The organism is Streptomyces sp. NPDC030995 (assembly GCF_055571215.1).
Window position 1 is genome coordinate 70,990 of sequence record NZ_JBVIFS010000015.1, and the last position, 13,198, is coordinate 84,187.

Annotated in this window: 8 protein-coding genes; 1 reads left to right on the forward strand and 7 read right to left on the reverse strand. The window is 71.2% G+C overall.

Features of this window, described 5'->3' with window-relative positions; genetic code table 11:
* Window positions 1-14: 14 nt before the first annotated feature.
* The 7 genes from ACZ45T_RS22475 to ACZ45T_RS22505 form a co-directional block, all read right to left on the reverse strand.
* Window positions 15-977: an endonuclease/exonuclease/phosphatase family protein gene (locus ACZ45T_RS22475; protein WP_468443961.1), complete on the reverse strand. Its 963-nt coding sequence runs from the start codon at window positions 975-977 to the stop codon at window positions 15-17.
* A complete protein-coding gene (locus ACZ45T_RS22480) occupies window positions 974-2,941 on the reverse strand; it encodes a PIG-L family deacetylase (protein ID WP_468443963.1) in 1,968 nt (655 codons plus the stop codon). The genes ACZ45T_RS22475 and ACZ45T_RS22480 overlap by 4 nt, the downstream gene beginning before the upstream one ends.
* Window positions 2,938-5,043, reverse strand: coding sequence for a glycosyltransferase family 4 protein (locus tag ACZ45T_RS22485; RefSeq protein ID WP_468443965.1), 2,106 nt, complete (start codon window positions 5,041-5,043; stop codon window positions 2,938-2,940). Before ACZ45T_RS22485 ends, ACZ45T_RS22480 begins: the two co-directional genes overlap by 4 nt.
* The gene (locus ACZ45T_RS22490; RefSeq protein ID WP_468443967.1) at window positions 5,040-6,803 is read right to left on the reverse strand and encodes a stealth conserved region 3 domain-containing protein; all 1,764 of its coding nucleotides are present in this window, start codon (window positions 6,801-6,803) and stop codon (window positions 5,040-5,042) included. The genes ACZ45T_RS22485 and ACZ45T_RS22490 overlap by 4 nt, the downstream gene beginning before the upstream one ends.
* Complete coding sequence (locus ACZ45T_RS22495) at window positions 6,794-8,437, reverse strand: sugar phosphotransferase (protein ID WP_468443969.1); 1,644 nt, start codon at window positions 8,435-8,437, stop codon at window positions 6,794-6,796. The genes ACZ45T_RS22490 and ACZ45T_RS22495 overlap by 10 nt, the downstream gene beginning before the upstream one ends.
* 12 nt (window positions 8,438-8,449) lie before the next feature.
* The gene (locus ACZ45T_RS22500; protein ID WP_468444167.1) at window positions 8,450-10,063 is read right to left on the reverse strand and encodes a stealth family protein; all 1,614 of its coding nucleotides are present in this window, start codon (window positions 10,061-10,063) and stop codon (window positions 8,450-8,452) included.
* A 149-nt stretch (window positions 10,064-10,212) separates the two neighbouring features.
* A complete protein-coding gene (locus tag ACZ45T_RS22505; protein WP_468443971.1) occupies window positions 10,213-11,964 on the reverse strand; it encodes a PIG-L family deacetylase in 1,752 nt (583 codons plus the stop codon).
* Window positions 11,965-12,123: 159 nt separating this feature from the next.
* On the opposite strand from ACZ45T_RS22505, the gene ACZ45T_RS22510 reads away from it, so the two are divergent.
* On the forward strand, window positions 12,124-13,191 hold the full coding sequence (locus ACZ45T_RS22510; protein WP_468443973.1) for an LCP family protein: 1,068 nt from the start codon (window positions 12,124-12,126) through the stop codon (window positions 13,189-13,191).
* Window positions 13,192-13,198: the final 7 nt, after the last annotated feature.

The following is a 13,198-nucleotide window of genomic DNA, read 5'->3' on the forward strand; positions in this document are numbered from 1 at the left end:
CGTGCGCCGCCGGCTCAGTCGCGGAAGCGGAAGGTGCCCTCGTAGAGCGAGTGGTCGGATTCGGGGAAATCGGCGGTGCGCCCCGTGGGGCTGTCGAAGTGCTCTTCGGTGGCGAAGATGTAGTCGATCTTCCGGCCGTCGATCGCGGTCGGCGCCCCGTTGCGGCACCGGTCGGTCTCCGACGCCGAGCACTGGACCCCGCCCGCCGCTCCCTGCGCGAACCAGGACCGGTCCGTCTCGTCCGCCTCGATGAAGCGGCCGCTCGGGTCGCCCGAGTCCTTCGGGCCCCGGGTGTGCGCGTAGAGACCCGCCAGGGAGGGCTCGTTGGGCTGCTGGTTCAAGTCCCCCGCGAACACCATCGGGATCTCCGGGGGGAACAATGCGGCGTCGGCGAACCATTTCCGCGCCTCGGTGAGCTGCTCGGGCTCGGTCCCCGCGTGCGCGCCGCACAGGACGACAGGCCTGTACCGGACCATCGTGGGTACGCACAGCACGCCGCGGCGCACCTGTTCCGCGCGGCCCTTGGCCACGTACTCCTCCGAGGTACTGGCGAACGGCCGGTAGGCGGTCGGCCCGGTCAGCGGCGCCCGGGAGAAGACCGCCTGTCCGTAGGAACCGTCGGATCCGCAGGACGGCACGTTGTCGTGCATCTGCGCGTACGCGCCCTGCATCCGCCACCCCCGCAGGGCGAGCAGCTTCACCAAAGCCTCGTACTGCGAACGGCATATCTCGTTGACGGTCAGCAGATCGGGGGTGCGCGTCTGCGCCTCCTCGGCCAGCCGGGCCACGGAGGTCCCCGAACCGGTCCCGCCCCGGTTCTCGCAGTTCTGGGCCGCGCCGCAGATGTTCCAGTGCATCACTCGCACCAGCTCCCCCGGCGGCTCCTTCTCCCCCGCCGCGTAGCGCTGTACCAGCAAGCCCGCGATGGTCAGCGGCACCAGGGCCACGGCCATCGCGAACACACGTCGACGCCTCATACGATCACGGCGGGCCCCAGCGGGCCGCCGGTCCCCGGGGCGAGCTGGCGGCGGACCTGCAGCCGGCCGTCGGTCCCGATGACCGCGGCGACCAGACCTCCTGCCGCGTCGTAGGCGAGCGACGGGGCCTGCGCGAACATCCCGCCGGCCTCCCGCCAGCGCGGTCCGGGGACCCCCGGCTCGCCGGGCAGCGAGATGCAGAGCCGGCCGCGCGCACTGCGGTGGGCCAGGTACGCCTCGCGGGCGCCGCGCTGCGGGGCCCAGGCCGCCGCGACCGCGCCCGTACCGCCGGCGCCGCCGAGCGGGGCGCCGGAGCCGGGCCAGCGCCCGTTGTCGTGCTGTCGGTAGGCCATGACCTCCTGGGTTTTGGCCTGCCGGTAGTACAAGCAGATCCGTCCGCCGCCGGAGTCCACGGCGGTGATGCCGCCCGTGGCGACCGTGCCGGTGGCGAGGGTGTTGTCCGGGACGAAGGGGCCGCCGACCGTCTTCTGATACCAGCGGGACACCGAGTTCTTGCCGGGGACGTACAGCTCGACCGTGCCGAGCTCCGTGGTGATCGCGATGCCCGCGTCCTGGAGGAAGCGGCCACCGAGGCTCTCCCACGGCTCCCAGCCGCCGCGGTCGTTCTGCCGGCGCATGGAGACGCCCTGATCGAAGTCGCGGGCGAAGACGTGCAGCCGTCCCGCCCCGTCGACGGCGGCCATCGGGACGCCGAGCTCGCGCTGGCGGCGCGGGTCCTGGTGCACCCAGTCGGGATTCTCCAGCGAGTGCCAGCCGCTGAAGCCGCTGTCGTCCGGGCTCTGCATCGCGTGGACCATGTCGACCGTGACGCTGCCGTTCCCGGCCGTCCGGCGGCGCAGCGCGACCACGTGGGCGGGCCCGCCGGGTGCTCCGGCCACCGCGAGGGAAGGGGAGATCCAGTCCCCGTCGAGCATGAACGGGCCGTGCCACACCCCGGTGGCGGGTTCCGTCTCGGTGAAGAATCCGAGCCGGCCCGCGAAGACGCCGTACGCGTTGAGCCGGCCGCCCGGGCCCAGCCGCAGCCAGTCGGTGCCGGGCGAGAACCGGTAGGCGCTGCTGCGCATGTGCGTGCTGCGGTACGGGTTGGTGCCCAGCTGGCGGTCGCCGCACTGCCGGCAGGTGCCCTGGGGGCAGTGGGTGGCGCCGAGGCCCATGTAGACGGACAGGTAGTCGGCCTTCTCGGCCAGCTCCATCGCGTCGAGGTTCTCACCCCAGAACCGGTTGGCGTAGGCGCGGTAGTACTCGACGACCGGGGCCCGGTTCACCGTCTGCCGGTACCGCTCCAGGGCCGCGATGGCGAACTGGGCCGTGATGGTGTGGTCGAGGTGGTCGGACATCACGAAGTCCTGCTTGCCACCGTCGTGTTCGGGGTCCGGGTCCATGGTGCGGACCACGGTGGCCTGCGTCTCGGCGAGCAGCGCGGCCAGACCTGCGATCACCATCTCGCGGGTGACGTGCTGCACATGGCTCAGCGCGGATCCCCACACCGGGACGGTGGCCTGGCTGTGGGCGGTGCCCTCCCACAGCTGGTGAATCCGGATGCGCGCACCGTCCTGCGTGGGCACGCCCATGTGTAGCTGGCAGAAGTACATCCGCACGGAAGGCTTGGCGAGGAGGGTGAAGCTCTCCACCGCGAAGCCGTGGACGAGTTCGGTCACCTCGCGCTGCCAGGGGCTGTTGCGGTCTCCGGTGGCCATCCGGGCGTAGGCCGCGCGCAGGCCGCAGCCCCGGGCCGTGCTGTACCCGGCGAAGTCCGGTACGACCGAGCCGCGGTCGGGGTCGTTCACATCGACGTTGACCCCGTCGGCCTCGCCCGCGGTCAGCACGACGGTCGTGATGCGGTCTCCGTCATGCAGCGAGCGGACCAGGTCCGGGTTCATGAAGTACAGGTCGTCGTCCTGGTGGGCGACGATGTGCAGGATCGAAGGGTTGTTGCGGTTCAACGGTCCACCACGTTCATGGCCATGGCCCCGGACACGGAGCAGTACGGTCGGACGTGCACCGGACGCACCGGGCTCGCGATGACGAATCGGGGGTCCTCGTCCAGGGAGACGGGCACCGCAGGGTACGCGCACGCGCTCTTGACGTCGGGGAAGTCCTCGAAGAGGTGACACACGCGGACCCGGCGCCGGTCGAAGGGATCCGGCTGGATCCACCAGTCCCAGTCCTCCCACCGCTCCAGCCGCTCTTCGACGACCTGGGCCAGCGGGAGGTCCGCCTGGAAGAACCGCCCGCCGTAGACATCGGTGGGAACGGAGAGTTCGGACGCGTAGTGCCCTCGCCGGGTGACGATCACGCGGGCTCCGGGCAGCAGGTCCAGCTCGCCCAGCAGCACCGCGGACATGGTGATGCGGTCGTCGGCGACCTGGACGGTGGAGACCTCGGCGTGCGCGGCGCGCAGGACGGTGCGGAGCATCAGCTTGCCGTTGGGCTGCGCGTACGGGAGGTTCCACAGCACGGGCTCGCCGCTCGGCTCGGCCAGCAGACGGGTCCGGACGCCGATCAGGGACCGTGTGTCGCGGATGCCCGCCTTGAGGTGGACGAATTCGCCCTTGGCCGACTCCATCATCACCTGCCAGCGGCCGTCGCCGAGGGTCCCCAGAGCGTCGGGGGTGATGTTCGCGGTGTACCGGGTACCGCCCGTGTCGAGCACGGCCCGCTGGGTGGTCAGCGGCAGGTCGGGGAGCTGCGTGCCGCCCGAAGCCAGGTGCCGCAGCCGGAAGTTCCACCGGGTCCGGCCCTCTTCGGGGCCGTCCGCGGCCAGCCTGAGCCAGCCCGCGTCCACGGCGGTCGCATGGCAGACGGCGGTCTGCATGGAGGCGGGCGCGGCGGTCGCACCGGATTCGCGTCCGAGCAGCTTCCCGGAGGGCTTGCGGTACTTGCCGTCGGACCGCGCCCGGCGACGCGCGCAGTCCTCGAAGAGCTCGACGTACCGGGCGGCGATCACGGCCGGGTCGTACCGGGAGGAGTTGCGCAGGGCCGCGGCGGCCATCCTGCGGCGCAGCTCGCCGTCGGCCATCACCGCGCGGAGCCCCGCCGCGACGGCGGAGGCGTCCCCGTTGGTGACGAGCAGGCCGTCCTCGCCGTGGGTGAGGATCTCGCGCGGGCCGACCGGGCAGTCCGTGGAGACCACCGGCAGCCCGCACCGCATGGCTTCCACGAGGGTCATGCCGAAGGACTCGGCGCTGGAGGTGACGACCGCGATCGAACCCTTGGCCCACTCGGACTCGATCGGCGAGAAGCCGCCCATCAGCAGGACCTGTCCGGCCAGGCCCAGTTCGTGCACCATCGTGCGCAGCTTGGCGGCCTCGCCGCCGTCCCCGTAGATGCGCAGCTGCCAGTCGGGGAACTCCCCGGCCAGCTGCGCGAACGCCTCGAGCAGCAGGTCGTAGCGCTTGACGTGGTGCATGCGGCCGGCGCTGACGATCACGTTGCGGTCGCCTTCGGAGGGCCTGACCACGGGCGCCGGGACGCTGTTGGGGATGCCCACCACGGGCAGCCCGCTGGGTACCGGGGTGTGCTCCAGGAAGGAGCGGGCGTCCGCTTGCGTGACCGTGGTCACGGCGTCGAGGCGCGGGTACACGCGGGCCATCTCGGCGCGGACCGCCGGGGGGATGGCCAGGTGGGTCATGTGTTCCTGCGCCACCCGCAGTGCGGAGTCCGGCGTGTACTGCGCGACGAACAGGTTGAGGCTCGGGCGGGTCCCTATGACCACGTCCGCGGTGGTCTTGGCCAGGTAGTCGATGATGCGCTGGTCGGAGAGCCGGCTGTACTGCGCGTAGAACTCCTCCTGGCGCGGTACGACCGAGCCGGGCTCCTCCAGTCCCGGGTCGCCCCGGTCCGCGCCGGTCTTGCCGGGCCGCAGGTCGACCAGGGGCCGGACGGTGACCTGGGGGGAGATCTCGAACTTTGTGGCGGTTGCGCGCCGGAAGACCGAGACGATCTCCACCTCGTGGTCGGCCGACAGGGCCTCCGCGAGGTTGATGACGGTCCGGTTCGTACCGCCGATCCCGTAGATGTTGTTGATCAGGAAGGAGATTTTCATCGGGCGTGGTACTCCTTCCGCTCGAAGGGACTGGGTATGGGGAAGTAGGCGCCGAGGAAGTTCCTCAGCATCCGGGACTGGCGCTCCATGTCCCGGCCGTCGGAGACGGTGTCGTTGATGCAGAACGCCTGCCGGTCGCGGCGGGCGAGGAGGATTCCCATCCGCCGCTCTATCTCCGGCTTGTCCAGGGCGAGATACGCGAACTCGATGTCCGAGGGCACCGCCCGGCCGGTGAAGTACGCGTAGTAGTGGTAGAGCGAGGACGGGATCGAAATGTCCGTCACGTTGCGGAACCGGCTGAGGCTCGTGCCCTGGTGGTGGTCGGCGAACTCCTGCTGTATCTCGAAGAGGATCGAGCGGCGCAGCGGGTACGGCGCGTGCCGCATCTTCTGCACGATGGTCGGGCCGAAGCGCTCGGCGATGATCCGCCGGTTGTTCTTGCCGGCCGCGTCCACCGGGCGGTCCTCGGGGCTCACCCTCTGCTGCGGCACCTGGGACGGGGAGAAGAAGACCCTGGTCGTGCCGTTGGAGAGGAAGAAGTCCTGGGGGGTGACGGGCCTGCCGAGGAACATGTCGTCGTTGAAGTACAGGAAGTGCTCGGCCAGCCCGTCGATGTGGTGCAGCCGGCTCTCGATGGCGTGCGAGTTGAAGGTCGGCAGCGCCCTCGGGTCGTCGAATATCTGCGTGTGGTCCACCACGGTGATCCGCGGGTGGTCCGGGTCCAGCCAGGCCGGCCGCTGGCGGTCGGTGACCAGGAAGATGCGGCGCACCCAGGGGGCGTTCTGCTCCAGCGAGCGCAGCGAGTAACGCAGTTCGTCGCGGCTGATGTAGCGGGCCGCGTTGGCGGCCTCCTCGTGGTAGCCGGCGTGGCCGTACTCCCGCCGGCGGTGCTGCCAGGCGGGGTCGTTGCCGTCGACCCACGTGTAGACGACGTCGATGGGGAACCGTACGTCCTCGGGCAGGGCGGCGGCGTACGGCTCCAGGGTGCGCACCGAGCGGGTGCGCCGGGTGTGCCGGGAGGCGAAGCCGGTGAGCCGGGAGACCGGCACCATCACGCGCGGGGCGTCCAGCGCCACCTCGTCGGTGACCAGGTTGGGCCGGGGGGCGATCAGCCGCCCTTGCTCGGTCCTCCAGAACTCGATGTCGCTGCCGTACTCCAGGCCGAGCGGGAGCGAGCCGCCGGGATCCCGCCAGACCATGCCGACGCGCAGGATGCCGGCTTCGGCGCCGATCCGGCGGGCACGGCGGGATCCGCACAGGGGGGCGCGCAGGGCCGGCTTGGGAGCGTCGCCGCGGGAGAGGTAGACGGGGGCCTGCCGGCCGCTCTCGGTCAGGGCGTCGAGCACCCTCTCCCGGTCCTCGGACCGGACCGCGAAGCAGGCGCGGAAGTCGCTGGCTCCGCGCACGGCGAAGTAGTCGACGCCGGCCGATTCCAGGGCGGTGACGACGAGTTCGAGATTGGCCTCGCGCAGCCCGAGCGGCGATGCGGTCGGCCGGACCAGGGCGATCTGCGCGCCGCGGTCCATCAGCGCCGCGAGCCGCTCGCCCTGGTGGAACAGGTGCGGCCAGCGCCTGCGGGCCCGCAGGGCGCGCAGCGATTGGCTCAGGCCGATGCCCAGCTGCAGTCGGCGCAGGATCCGCTTGATCAGGCCGCGCAGCCGGATCGGGATGTGGCGGGCCAGCGTGCGGCGCAGCGAGGTGGGCAGCACGCTGCGGTAGATGGCGACGAGTGACGAAGCCTCGGGGTTCATCACTGCCATTGACCAGCGCTCTCGTACGGATCCCCGTGGGTCTCGTCGGGGCTGGGCTCCGGCAGCTCGAACGGGCTGGGCACCGGGTAGTAGCGGTGCAGGAAGTCGAGGAGGATGGCGGTTCCGGCGGCGCCCTCGGGGCTGCCCAGGCCCACCAGTTGGATCTGCTGGGTGTCCCGGCGTACCAGCAGCCGCTCCAGCAGTCGGGTGATGCGGGGCATCCCCGCGTGGAGCGTGAGCGTGCCCTCGCCGGAGGGATCGGCGAGCCCGACGACGTGTGCGGCGTGGTGGACGAGGGCGTCCACCGGGTGGGAGCCGGGGACCTCGGAGACGTACTGGACGTCCGGCGGGAGCCACTTGGCGGTGTGCGCGTCGCGGACGGCGCCGAGGACCTCCACGGTGTGGGGCTGGGGGCCGTGCGCGTATCCGTGCGCGACGGCCCGCCCGGTGTACGCGAAGGCCGCCGAGGTCCAGGGCGCCGCGGCTTCGGTGGCGGACCAGCCGCCCCGGCGGGGCCGGGTCCCGCCGAGCGGGGTGAAGTAGTCGAAGGGACGGACCGGGCGGGCGACAGACGCGCCCGGACGGAAGAGCAGGGACCGGGCCGCCGCTCCGGGCAAGGGCTGCAGGGCGGGGTCCGTACCCCTGGCGGCGCCGATCAGCTGCAGCCGTTCGCTGGGGTTGACCCATGCGGGCAGGGGCTGGGAGGCGACCAGGTGCACGACGTCGATCCAGGGGGCGTACTGGTGGATCGAGCGGAGCGTGGCGCGCAGCAGTTCCTCGGCCCAGGGCTCGGAGTGCTGCCAGAGGACCACCGCGTCGACGGGATAGGTGATCTCCTCCAGGCGCGGGACGTCGAAGCCCTCGCGGGTGAGGGTGCGTTCGGCGTTCGCGTCGATGTCGGCGTAGCCGCTGAGCCGGTCGAGGCCGATCTCGATCAGCCGGGGGTCGGCCTCGACCGGCACCACCCGCTGCACGCGGTTGGGGCGCGGGCCGACCAGGCGGGGGGTGTCGAGGGCCGTGTTGTGCGTCCAGAACTCGATCTCCACGCCCTGGTCCTCACCCACCCACAGGGACCAGCTGGGGTCGGTCCGCAGCCATGTCAGCCGGATCACGCGGGCCTTGGCGTAGGGGTTCCAGGCCTTGACGTGGCTGCCGGGGACGTTGGCGCACGACTCGTCGGACGGGGACACGGAGACGACGTAGCCGGTGTGCTCCTCCAGCAGCGCGCGCAGGACGCGCCGTACGTCGGCCTTGCGGTCCTGCGGGACGGCGAGGGAGATCCGGCGGTCGTCCAGGGCGGGCACCGCGAACCACGGGATCTCGGCCACGTCGAAGGCGGTGGTGACCAGGCTCAGGTCGGTCCGCAGGGCGACGTCGGGGGTGAGGCCGGAGTGCACGTGCCCGACCCTCCCGTCCTTGGCCTCGGCCCGGCCCTCGGGGACGTTGCTGAAGTCGCTCTCGCGGACGCGCCGCAGGGCCCGCTGGTGCAGGCGTGCCTCTCGGGAGGCCAGGGTGCGCTTCAGCCGCTTCTTGACCTTGCGCCGCATCTGCGGCGGCATCTTGCCGGCAGCGGCGCGCAGGGGCTGGGGCACCAGCTTGGCGTAGACGTGAGCGGCGGAGCTCAGCGTTTCGGGGTCAGCCATGTCGTGCGCTCCTCACTCGTATTCGCAGGGGCTGGGCGTCGGGAAGTAGGCGTTGAGGAAGCCGTCGAGGACTTCCGTCTGTGCCTCCATGTCCTCCGGGGTGGAGAAGGCGTCGTTGAGACAGAAGGAGTACTGGCTGCGTCCGTCGAGGAGTTTCTGCAGCCGGTCCGCGAGGTCCGGCACCGCCAGCTGGAGGTAGGTGAAGCGCATGGAGCCTGGCTGTGCGCGGCCGGTCAGGGCCGCGTAGTACAGGGCGAAGGAGGAGGTCGGCGAGAGGTCCGTCATGGCCCTGAACCTGCTGGCCGCGGTGCGCGCCCAGGCTTCGGGGAAGTCCGCCTCCGCTTCCTCCATGGCGCTGCGGCGCAGCGCGTAGGGGATGTGCTCCATGGGCTGCGTGATGACCCGGCCGAAGCGTTCCAGCAGCAGGGCCCGGTTGTTCTTGCAGGCGGCGTCGACGGGCGTGTCGGTCTCCACCACGGGCCCTTGGGGGATGCGGTTGCGCGAGGGGAAGTAACGGGCCGTGCCCACCGGGGTGAAGAAGGCTTGCGGGGTCACCGGGCGGCCGATGAACATGTCGTCGTTGAAGTAGAGGAAGTGCTCGGCGAGCCCGGGGATGTGGTGCAGCTGGCTCTCGATGGAGTGCGAGTTGAAGGTGGGGAGGTCGGCCGGGTTCCGGAAGATCTCCCGGTGGCTCACGACCTGGAATCCGGGCACGTCGGTGCGCATCCACGCGGGCACCTGATCGTCCGTCACCACATAGACGTTCCGGATCCACGGGGCGAACAAATGCAGCGATCGGATGGAATAGCGCAATTCGTCACGGCTGATGAATCGGGCATCGCTCGCGGATTCCGCGTGATACACCTCACCCTTTGCCGCTGCTTTGCGTGCGGCCCAGACGGGGTCATTTCCGTCAACCCACGTATAAACGGCGTCCACGGGGAAATCGATGTCCTCGACTCCGGGCGCCAGGAATTCGGGCCGGGTGGCAAGCGGCGGCGCCAGCTCCTGTGACGTCGCGTCGGATACGAAGCGGCTGAACATGCGCGGCGCGCACCACACGTTCGGCCCGGCACCGGCCACGGACCACGCGCTCCGGTTGGCGCGGGGAGCGACCAGCCGGTCGCCCTCGCGCTTCCAGAACTCGATGGCGCAGCCGTACTCGTGGCCGAGCAGCAGATGCCCGCCGAGGTCGGTCTGGTACCAGCTGACCTGCACTCCTATGGCGGAGGCCAGGTCCCGCCATACCTGCGGGTCGCCGCTGGGGACAGGGCGGGGAGCCTTCGCCGACGGCTCGCGCAGCAGGGTCACGTGGCCGGGATAGCCGCTCAGGTACCGGGCCAGCCCCTCGACGACACGCATCCGGTCGTCCTCGACGACGGCCACGACGGTGCCGTGGTCGGACTTGCCGCGCACGGCGAAGAAGGCGATTCCCAGATGATCAAGGAGATTCGCGACCGCGACCCGGTTCCATTCCCGTGCGGCCAGTGGAGTGGCGCTCGGGTGGACATAGGCAAGGTCACCCGCGTCACCGACACGAAGTTGCGGGCGCGGAACCCGCGGCCGGGCCGCCCCGCCGGGCAGATGACCGGCCCCCGCCCCCGCCTGCGTCACAAAGTCGGGCATGGTCGTCACGTGCGGCCTCCCCGCAATGCCGGAACTGGACACTCGCACTGCAGAGCCTCGATCCAACCATCGCAAGATACGAAAAGAGTAAACGTTTTATCGACAACCCCCCGGTCGGTCGTGCGAGCTTCGCTCACCCCCCGGTCCCTCTACGCCGTCACCCACCCGCCGAGTGCCAGTCCGGAGACCGACACGTCCTGACGGACCACGGCGAGCCGCCCGTCACCGTCCAGTGAGGCGATGACCAGCCTGCCGAGCGCGTCCACCTCGGCCGCGGGCTCCCGCACGCCGCTGCCGCCCGTCCGCTCCCACCACAGGCCCGCGTGCTCCTGCTCGGTCGGGTACGCGCCGACGGCCACGAGCCCTTCGGCGGAGCGCTGGAGCAGCACCGTGCAGTCGTAGCCCTCGATGGCCATCCGCAGGGCGCTGACACCGGCGCCGCCCGTGGTCCCGATCGCGGTCGCGGCCCGGTCGGTCCGGTAGGCGTAGAGCATGCGGTCGCGCGTGTCACACCCGTAGACGGTGACGCGGCCGGGTCCGGTGCGGAGCGCGGCGATCGCCGTGCCGGGCGCCGGGAAGAGGGGCATACGGTCCTCGTACACCTCACGGAGCTTCCCGTTGGCGTCACTTCGCCAGCGCAGCACTCCGTCGCCGGAGGGGGCGAAGAGCTCGGGGCGCCCCCCCTCGTCGACCAGGGCGACCATGCCGTCCTGTACCTCGGAGCCCTTCACGTCCTCCCAGGGGCTCCACGAGCCGTCCGGGCGCTGCGACCGGGCGCTCACGCCACGGCCGAAGTTCCGTGCGAAGACGTGGACGCAGCCCTCGCCGTCCACCACCACGGCCGGTACGCCGACCTCCCGCCCCTTCTCCGGGCCCCCGCCGTTCGGATTGCCGAGGGAGCGCCATTCCCCCAGCGGCCGTCCGCTCTGGTACTGGACGGCGTGCATCACCTCGACCGTGGCTCCGCCGGATTCATGCGGAGTGCGGCGCAGCGAGATCAGGTGCACCCAGCCGTGCTGGGTCTGGGCCACCGCCAGAACGGGGAGCAGTTCAGGGGTCTCGAGCAGCTCGCACTCCCCCCACTCGGACCCGCCGGGGGTGCGCTCCGTCCAGCGCGCCAGGGTGCCGCCGATGGCCGCGTACGCGGTGAGGTGGCCCTGCGCGCCACGGGTCAGGGCGACCCTGCGGCCGGGGTAGCGCACGACCGCCGGTATCTGGGCGGGTTCCCCCTCGCAGGGTCCGGAGGCCCTGAAGCACTCCACCACCATCGGGGCTGCTCCGGCCGCGGTGGCCCGGTGTACCGCTTCCAGGGTGGCCTGGGCCACGGCGGAGTGCTCCGGGTGGCCGGGCCGGGTGGCTCCGTCGCGGTCGTTCCAGCCGGTGTGCTCGGGATCCGGGTCCAGCGTGCACACGGTTCCCGGAGCGAAGAGCTCCAGCAGAGCCGCCACTCGCTCGACCAGTTCGGCCGGGGCGCCCTGGGCGGGCGGCTCGGCCGGGTCCGCGAAGCAGACTTCGACATGGGGGGCGTCGGCGAGCGCGAACACGTCCAGCACCGCACCGTCGGGCAGCGACTCGGCCGTACGCCGCCACGAGGCACCCCTGCCCAACGTCCGCAGCAACCGGTCCCGCTCCGCCGAGCCGCTGCGGGCCAGGCAGACCACGACCACCGGCCGGCCCGGTTCGCGCAACGAGCGGTACAGCTCGGACCCGGTCGCGGTGAACGCGTCGCCGGGATGAGCCAGTACGTACAGCATCGTGGTGGAAGCCGCGCGGGAGGAGTACGACTCGGGCGTCGAGGGCCGGGCGTCGGCTGCCCGCTTTCGGCGCCCCCGCGCCCCCGAGCGCTCGCCCCTCTCCGAACCCCGGCCCACTCTGCCCTCCTCCTCACGCCGCCTCGTCATGTCCGCTGACACCTTATGTCAAGCCAACATTTGCGTGAACACGCGCTCTCATCGCGGGCGTGGCGAGGGCACGGGGGGCCGGCGCCCGTGGTAGGCGTCCCTGGCGCTCCCCCCTATAGTTCTCGATCAAACAGATGTCCAGTAAAGGAATTCGACGCGATGACGCAGACTGCCCCGACGTCAGCCGAGCGACCGGCGCGGCGACGCGCGCCGCGCAAGCGGCGCGTGCTGAGGATCGTCCTCATCGTGCTCGCGCTGCTCGTCCTCGGTGCCGCGGGCGCGGGCTGGTGGGCGTACAGCCACCTCAACGGCAACATCGACAGCGTCGACCTGGACAAGGCGATCGGGGACAACCGGCCGCCGAAGGTGGTCGCGAACGCGCAGAACATCCTCGTGCTCGGCTCCGATTCACGGGCCGGGGCCAATGCCGATCTCGACCACGGCGACGTCAGCGGGGCCCGCTCGGACACCGCGATGCTGGTGCACATACCCGAGGGCCGGGCCAAGGCGACCGCGGTGAGCATCCCCCGCGACACCCTGATCACCCGGCCGGAGTGCAAGGACAGGGACGGCAAGACCGTGCCGTCCGCGAAGCGGGTCATGTTCAACTCCGTCTATTCGCTGGCCGGTCCGGCCTGCGTGGTGAACACCGTCGAGCAGCTGTCCGGGGTTCGTGTGGACCACTTCGTCGAGGTGGACTTCGCCGGCTTCAAGGGCCTGGTGGACGCGCTGGGCGGGGTGACCGTCACCCTGGACAAGCCGATGAGCGGCGCCAAGGGCGGCCTGAAGCTGGACGCCGGCGAGCACCGGCTGAACGGCGCCGACTCGCTGAAGTTCGTCCGTACCCGCTACGGCTACGGCGATGGCAGCGACCTCGGACGCATAGGCCTGCAGCAGCAGTTCATGATGGCGATGCTGTCCGAGATCAAGAAGCAGGACGCCCTCGGCAACCCGGCGCGGCTCTACAAGCTCGCGGACGCCGGGACCAAGTCGCTGACCACCGACTCCGACCTCGACTCGCTCACCGCGCTGGCCGACTTCGCGCAGAGCATGAAGGGCGTGGACCCGGACACGATGGAGACGATCATGCTGCCGGTCGCCTACGACAAGGTGGACCCGAACCGCGTGGTCGTGGCCGAGCCGCAGGCGACCGCACTGTGGGAGGCCCTGCGCAACGACCGGCCGATACCGGCCTCGGCGAAGAAGTCTCCCGCCCAGGGCGGCTGAACCGCCG

Coding starts and splice junctions, on each gene's coding strand:
- ACZ45T_RS22475 (WP_468443961.1), bottom strand. CDS start 977: ATGAGGCGTCGACGTGTGTTCGCGATGGCCGTGGCCCTGGTGCCGCTG.
- ACZ45T_RS22485 (WP_468443965.1), bottom strand. CDS start 5,043: ATGAAAATCTCCTTCCTGATCAACAACATCTACGGGATCGGCGGTACG.
- ACZ45T_RS22490 (WP_468443967.1), bottom strand. CDS start 6,803: ATGGCAGTGATGAACCCCGAGGCTTCGTCACTCGTCGCCATCTACCGC.
- ACZ45T_RS22495 (WP_468443969.1), bottom strand. CDS start 8,437: ATGGCTGACCCCGAAACGCTGAGCTCCGCCGCTCACGTCTACGCCAAG.
- ACZ45T_RS22500 (WP_468444167.1), bottom strand. CDS start 10,063: ATGCCCGACTTTGTGACGCAGGCGGGGGCGGGGGCCGGTCATCTGCCC.
- ACZ45T_RS22505 (WP_468443971.1), bottom strand. CDS start 11,964: ATGACGAGGCGGCGTGAGGAGGAGGGCAGAGTGGGCCGGGGTTCGGAG.
- ACZ45T_RS22510 (WP_468443973.1), top strand. CDS start 12,124: ATGACGCAGACTGCCCCGACGTCAGCCGAGCGACCGGCGCGGCGACGC.